The sequence below is a fragment of the Okeania sp. SIO2B3 genome (assembly GCF_010672525.1).
GTDB lineage: Bacteria > Cyanobacteriota > Cyanobacteriia > Cyanobacteriales > Microcoleaceae > Okeania.
On sequence record NZ_JAAHGH010000082.1, the window covers coordinates 1 to 8,324 of the forward strand.

Sequence of the window (8,324 nt, forward strand, 5' to 3'; positions counted from 1 at the left end):
TACAGCGCTTTTCAGATTGATAAACCACATCGTCATAACGAAAACCTTGTAAGGGCGTTAGCGGAGCTTTGCGTTAGCAAATGCCATTCGCCCCTACTGTGGTCTACTGAAATGAAAACCGCTGTAAACCTCAAAGCTTTTACAGGTAAAAGTTTCAACCTTTTTTTGTCAAAGATGGATGTTCTATCGATCTATTGTCCAATAGTTACAGCAGTTTCCGCGCGTTATGAAGTACATATACGGAGCAAGTGCGGCAGCTATATACTTTCATGCAACAAAGCCATTGTTAATTATTAATTATTAATTATTAATTATTAATTGTTCCACCTACTTCAAAAATCCCACATGACAGGGCGATCGTCTAAAGGATCTGTGACTATCCGTCCGATCGCATCAATTGCTGCCAACTCATCTTTAGATAATTTAACATCTCCAGCTTGAGCATTAGCAGTAGCTTGTTCGGCATTTCTTGCTCCAACAATAGCATTTGTCTGGGGTTGAGCTATTAACCAGGCGATCGCTAGTTGAGCTAGACTGCATTGTTTACTTTCAGCAATAGGGCGGAGTTTTTCTAAAGCTATTTGCACTCGTTCATAGTTTTCTTTAATATAAAAAAGTCTATTTTTAGCACGATGATCGCCTTCAGCAAATTTATGGTCTGGTCCGAATTTACCTGTTAATAATCCTTGTGCTAATGAAGAATAAGCAATAATAGAAATATTCTTTTCAACACAGTAAGGCATTTCTTCTTTTTCTATTTTTCGCCAGAATAAAGAATAGGGTGGTTGGGTACTATCAATCTGACCATATTGAGCTGCTTCTGCTGTTTGTTCGCGAGAAAAATTAGACACACCAATTGCTCGAATTTTACCCTGTTCTTTCAGTTTATTAAGAGCATTCATTGTTTCTGCAATTGGTACAATTTCACTATTAAATGCACCAGATGGCCAGTGAATTTGATAGAGGTCTATATAATCAGTTTTAAGATTTTCGAGGGAGCGATCGCAAGCTTCTATTACTTGGTCATATTTGAGATGATTGGGAAAAACTTTAGTCGCTAAAATTACTTTTTCTCGAACATCTCCTACTGCTTGAGCAACTATTCTTTCTGAGTAACCTTCTCCATAAATTTCAGCAGTATCAATTGTGGTGATGCCGGCATCAACAGCAGCTCTTATTCCTTTAATAGTGTCAGAATCTTCAATATTTGCCCATCCACGTTTTCCGGCTTGCCATGTACCCATAATGATTGGGGTAATTTCAATTTCAGAGTTACCTAATTTTCGCTTCTCCATCATTGTCTCCTAATTATTTTGGGTCTAATTATAGCTATAACATATTGTACATTACCGAATAATTAGGGTTTGCTGAAAAAGTCTTTTAGTAGGGGGAGGAGACAACCCACCCCAAACCCTTCCCAGGAGGGGGAGACAACCCACCCCTAGCCCCTCCCAGGAGGGGGAGACAACCCACCCCTAGCCCCTCCCAGGAGGGGGAGACAACCCACCCCTAGCCCCTCCCAGGAGGGGAGAACGGGGAATGAGCGAGGAGGTAGGAGCGGGCGTTTTGTAAGAATGATTTTTCTGCCCAAATCTTGAGCAAAATCCGCTCCTAAATTGAACCATTACCACTTCAAACCTCGCACTTTTTGATACTTAAAAAGGCACTTACCTTTATCTATAAAGACTTTTAGATTTAATCAGCAAGCCCTAATTAATAATTAATAATTAATAATTAAATAATTAAATAATTCAGGTTTAAAGCCGACCCTTTTAAGGGGAAAAAAAGCGGTCGTAGCGGAGCTTCCCGTAGGGTGGGATGGCTCCGAAACCTGCGCTGTCCGACCATCGACCAAGAAAAGACAATATTCCTTATATTCAATTCCGTAGCGGTTAAAACCCGAGGTAATTATCCATTATCCATTAATGAAAGTGGTTTTCATTTCAGTAGACTACAGTAGGGAGATTGCATATAACTTCCCTACAAGGTTTTGGTTATGACGATGTGGTTCATCAATTTGAAAAGTGCTTTCAATAATGAATAATTAATAATTAATAATTAATAATTACCTCTCCTTGAAAAGAAGAGGATTGACAAAGAGATGAAAATTTTTATTTATTATCCCCTTAAAAGGGGAGGCTTTAAACCACAATTTTTCGGTAAGTCCTGATCAATAATTAATATTTGCAGATTAATGATGTTCTTTTTTATAGATATTGTTGGGGTTTTCAGTATATTTATTGAGTCCAAAAAACATATTTAAGTAATTAACAATTCCTATTTTTTTATTCAAGATAAACATCTGTAAATGTACGGTAGTAATTTGACTTAGACTATAATTTTTTTTAAGAAAAGCTTGCTATTTTAGCTATAAAATAGTTAACCTAAAGAAAGGTTGGTGTTGGTGAATTACTGTATGATACTAATCTTAATTACTTAGGATTCAGGAGGGAAGAAAGAATAAGAAACAGGAGTAGGAGTAGAAGGAGAAATTTTCTTGGTCACGTAAAGGTCACGGAGTTCTATGGCGCTCTTATCCGGACATAATATTATACCTCTTTTCACCAACGCCGAAATGTTAGAGGAAACAGATTAAGTATTAAATGCTTTTAGAAAAACATTTAAAAGAAAGGAGAATATATGAATTCAAAATTGTTAGGTATAACTAAATCTATTCTATTTATAGACCCCACTGTAGAAGACTATCAAATTCTTGTTCGTGGAACAAATCCCAATATTAAAATTGTGATTCTGGATCTATACCGCGACGGTATCGAACAAATGACAGAAACATTAGTTCGTAACCAGGAAGTTAAAACTGTTCATATAGTTTCTCATGGTTCACCAGGTTGTTTACAGTTGGGTAATAGCCAATTAAATATTGATAGTATTAATCATAGTTATGCTGAAGAATTAGAAACTTGGTCGGTGACTAATATATTACTCTATGGTTGTAATGTCGCTGCTTCCGATAAAGGTACAGAATTTTTGGAAAAGCTGCATCAGCTAACAGGGGCAAATATTGCAGCTTCTGCTAGACCAACAGGTAGTGCTGCTTTAGGTGGTGACTGGGAGTTGGAAGTTACTACAGGTGAGATTGAGGTTGGTCTGGCATTTAGCGATCGGGTTGAACATCAGTGGGAGCATATTCTGGCTGAATTTGAGCAACAGCCGTATTTTTACCAGGTTATTTCTGGTCAGCTAAGAATATACAATCCTCTCACAGGTGACTATGAAGAACTAGGAGTCCCTGTAGCTCCTGTATATAATGCCACTGGGTATAATATACAAGATAACTTTCTTTATGGAATTCAAATTACAGATAATGATGTTAATGGGGGGACAGCAGGAGATGTTATTAGGATTAATTCTGATGGCACAATTGAGAATTTAGGTTTTCCAGAAGTAACTGGAACTGAAAAATTAAATTCAGGGGATGTAGACGATCAAGGTAATCTCTGGGTACGAACAGGTGATACACAACTTAAAAAAATTAATCTGACTACTGGCGCTCAAGAAGAAATTAATCTTACTGGAGAAGACTTAGAGAGAGTTGTAGATATAGTATACAACAGAAGAGATGTTGATGACAACGAATTCTTCTACGGAACAGATAATAATGGTAGGCTATATACAATCAATTTACAAGATAATACTATTACTAGAACAGCAGTATTGAATTTGCCTGGTGGAGAGGATTTTGGTGCTGCATGGATAGATCGTGATGGCGAACTATATGTTAACCGTAACAACGTAGGAGAATTTTATCGTATTGATGGTTATGAGACAGGTTCTCCCACAGCGACTTTCGTTTCTAATGCTGAACAGACAAATAATAACGATGGAATGTCAGACCCAAGACAACCATCGCCGTTTGATGTTCCGTTTATTAATCCTGATGACGATCCTAATACTCCCGCTTTCACTTATGAAGAAACCTTTACTGAAGGCGATCCTGGTGTTGGTATAGTTGATGATAGTGTAGAACTCCGAGATTTTGACGGGACAACAGTAGATGGTGGAAATATTCAAAGCGCAACTATTACCCTGACTTCCGACACTATTCAAGCTGACGATACGTTGTTCTTAGCTTCAGCTTTACCTGTTGGTATAACTGCTAGAGACCAGAATGGGAATATCATTGATGTTAGTGATGGTAGTGCTAGTACTATTACCGCTATTACCTTGACAGCAGATGATACAGATGTAGGAGCCACCCCAGATGATTTTGAAGAAGCTCTCAAAGCAATTCAATTTACGAATCCCAGTGACACACCAGATAGAACTCCAAGGGAAGTAGATATTCAATTAACTGATACAGAAGGCAATGCGGGTAATACTGCGACAACTACGATTAACGTTATTCCTGTCAATGATCCTCCTGCTTTTCAAAACCTGGATAATACTATCACTGTCACTCCAAGCGGTCCAGTTATTCTAGACGGTGATGCCACTATTACAGACCCAGAATTAGATGAAAGAGATAATTACGACGGTGCGACTCTTACTTTGGCAAGAGATGGAGGAGCGAATAGTGACGATCAATTCAGTAATAGTAATACTGGAGTATTAGGAGATTTAACACAGGGAGGCCCTCTAATAGTAAATGGTACTACTATTGGTACAGTTACTACTAATAGCGGTGGCACATTACAACTATTATTTGATAATAATGCTACTGGCGCTCTAGTCGATCTGGCGTTGCAAAATATTGCCTATGGTCAAACCGCGATTAGAGATTCTGAGTCAGTAACTATTAAATACACAATTGATGATGGTAACACAGAAGATAGCGATCCAGATACAGATGATGCGGATCAAGGTAGTGGCGGTCCGCTAATGAGTATGGGTACGGTTGGTGTTGATATTATTAATAATGAGCCACCAGTAGCCAATAACAGTGCTATCACAGTAGATGAAGCTAGCCAAGATACAGGATTAGGACTAACAGCTCCCACGGACGCTGATGGAGACCCCCTAACCATCACCGTCACCGGACTGCCGACATTAGGGCAAGTAACTAAAGCTGACGGTACAGCAGTTAACAATGGAGATACATTAACATCAGAGGAACTACAAGGACTACTCTACGACGCCCCATCCGACTACAACGGTACAGATGACCCCGGAGATCTTACCTATAATGTCAGCGACGGTACAGAAACAGTATCAGGAAGCACAGATATAACCATAAATGTGGCTGCCATACCAGAATTAACCGATGATACAGCAAACACAGCTCCCAACACCCCAGTCACATTCAATATCAGCGACAACGATGAAAATGTAGACATCGCCACCATCGACCTAGACATAGACACCCCAGGAATACAGAAAAACATCACATCCCCTGGAGAAGGCACATTTACTGTAGATGATGACGGGAACCTCACCTTTACCCCACTAGATGGTTTTGAAGGAGAAGCATCCATTCCTTATGCTGCCGATGACACCTCTGGCAACCCCTTAGAACCTGCAGATATTTCTGTAAATATCAATAATCAAGAAGAAAACACAACACTCAATCCTGGAGACATTGCATTTGTTCAGTACAATGCTAATGGCACAGATAACTTTAAATTTGTCGCTTTAGATGATATTCCAGCATTAGAAGAAATTAAGTTTACTGATAACGGTTGGCTAGGGGATGATTCTGGTTTCAGCACAGGTGAAGGAATAATTACATGGACAGCACCAGCAAGTGGTATTTCGGCGGGAACTGTAATTGAGATAGACACTACTCCATTTGCTTCTGTGGGAACTGCTTCAGAATCTGGCAGTTTGAACTTTGCTGCTACTGGCGACCAGATTATTGCTTATCAGGGTACTAATACTCCGATCGCCGCTCTGAATAATGAAGGACTAGCAATCTGGCAAACTGATGCTACTGATACTCAGACTTCTGCGTTGCCCCAAGGTTTGACTAATGGCACCAATGCAGTTGCGATAAGTGAAATAGATAATGCAATATACACCGGGATTACAACGGGAGATAAGGCAACACTTTTAGCAGCACTTAACAATAAAGATAACTGGAGTGGCAGTGAATCAACAAATCAAGCTTTTACAGCAACTTTCACGATCAATGATGGTAGTGATTCAACTCCACCAACAGTCGAAACTTTTACTCCTGCTGACAATGCGACAGATATTGCAGTAGCAGCAAATTTAGTCATTGACTTTGATGAAAATGTCGAAGCAGGTACAGGCAACATCGTTATCAAACAATTCAGCGATAACTCAATAGTAGAAACCATAGATGTTACCTCCAGTCAAGTCAGTATCTCTAACGATACCGTTACTATCAACCCCACTGCCGACCTAGCACCAGGAACTGACTATTATATTGAGATAGCAGCAGGGGCGATCGAAGATACTATAGGTAATGATTACGCTGGAATATTAGGCAACAGTAGTTGGAACTTCACCACTGCTAACAGTAGCGAAGCAGTTAGTTTGCAACTGGCAGTAGCCCAAAGTATTGGCGGTAGCGGTGATGACCAGGGCTGGGGCATAGCTACCGACAGCAATGGTAATGTTTGGACTACAGGATATTTCAGTGGCAGTATCGACATCGACGGAGATGGCAACAATGATTTGACCAGTAATGGCGATGAGGATAGCTATGTAGCTAAGTTCGACAGCAATGGCAATTTTCTGTTTGCACAAAATATCGGTGGCAGCAATGAGGATCGGGGGTATGGCATAGCCACCGACAACAATGGTAATGTTTGGGCTACAGGATATTTCAGTGGCAGTATCGACATCGACGGAGATGGCAATAATGATTTGACTAATGGTAATGAGGATAGCTATGTAGCCAAGTTCGACAGCAATGGCAATTTTCAGTTAGCCCAAAAGATCGACGCTGCCCGTCCTTACAATGGTTTGGGCATAGCCACCGACAGCAATGGTAATGTATGGGCTACAGGATCTTTCTTTGGCAGCATCGATATCGACGGAGATGGCAATAATGATTTGACCAGTAATGGGTTTATTGATAGTTATGTAGCCAAGTTCGACAGCAATGGCAATTTTCTGTTTGGCAAAAACATCGGCGCTAGGACTAATAATGACTATGGCTATGGCATAGCTACCGACAGCAATGGTAATGTGTGGACTACAGGATATTTCCATGACGACATTGACATCGACTCTGACGGCAACAATGATTTGACCAGTAATGGCTATTTTGATAGCTATGTAGCCAAGTTTGACAGCAATGGCAATTTTCAGTTTATCAAACACATCGGCGGTAGCGGTGGTGACTTTGGCAGAGGGATAACCACCGATACCGATGGTAATGCCTGGGCTACAGGAGAATTCTCTGGCAACATCGACATCGACGGAGACGGTAATAATGATTTGAGCAATAATGGCGTTTCTGATAGCTATGTAGCCAAGTTCGACAGCAATGGCAACTTGCTGTTTGCACAAAATATCGGCGGTAGCAATAGTAACTCTGGCAATGGTATAGCCACCGATAGCAATGGTAATGTCTGGATTACAGGAGAATTCCAGGGCAGCATGGATATCGACGGAGACGGCAACAATGATTTGACCAGTAATAGCAGTTATGATAGCTATGTAGCGAAGCTCGACAGCAATGGCAATTTTCTGTTTGCACAAAATATCGGTGGTAGCAGTAGTGACATTGGCAATGGCATAGCCACCGATAGCAATGGTAATGTGTGGGCTACAGGACAATTCTCTGGTAGCATCGACATCGACTCTGACGGCAACAATGATTTGGCCAGTAATGGCAATACTGATAGCTATGTAGTGAAATTTTCCTCTAATGTTAACGAACTTGACGAAGAAGCACCCACGGTCGAAACTTTCACTCCTGCCGACAATGATAATGGTGTTGCAGTAGCAGCAAATTTAGTCATAGACTTTAATGAAGATGTCGAAGCAGGCGCAGGCAATATCGTTATCAAGCAAGCTAGCGACAATTCAACAGTAGATACCATAGATGTTACATCCGGTCAAGTCAGTATCTCTAACGATATTGTAACGATCAACCCCGCAGCAGACTTAGCAGAAGGAACTGAGTATTATGTCGAGATAGCAGCAGGAGCAATAGAAGACACTGCGGGCAATAATTACGCTGGTATTACCGATAACAGCACCTGGAACTTCACTACTGTTAGCGGTGGTGAACCAGTCCGGTTTGATTTTAATAGCGATGGAATGGCAGATATTCTATGGCGCAATAGTGGTTCAGGTAAAAACCAAATCTGGTTAATGGACAATGACGGTACTCGCAGTTCTATTGCTTATCCAGGCAACAACCGTGACAGTGACTGGACAATAGAAGAAGT

At 40.6% G+C, this 8,324-nt stretch carries 2 protein-coding genes; one reads left to right on the plus strand and one right to left on the minus strand.

Annotated features, from left to right (window positions below):
• Positions 1 to 332: 332 nt before the first annotated feature.
• Entirely contained in the window at positions 333 to 1,295 is a 963-nt protein-coding gene (locus F6K15_RS29410; protein ID WP_293068087.1) for an aldo/keto reductase, read from the minus strand.
• A 1,345-nt stretch (positions 1,296 to 2,640) separates the two neighbouring features.
• On the opposite strand from F6K15_RS29410, the gene F6K15_RS29415 reads away from it, so the two are divergent.
• On the plus strand, positions 2,641 to 8,324 hold a 5,684-nt coding region (locus F6K15_RS29415; protein WP_293068042.1), incomplete at its 3' end, for a DUF4347 domain-containing protein.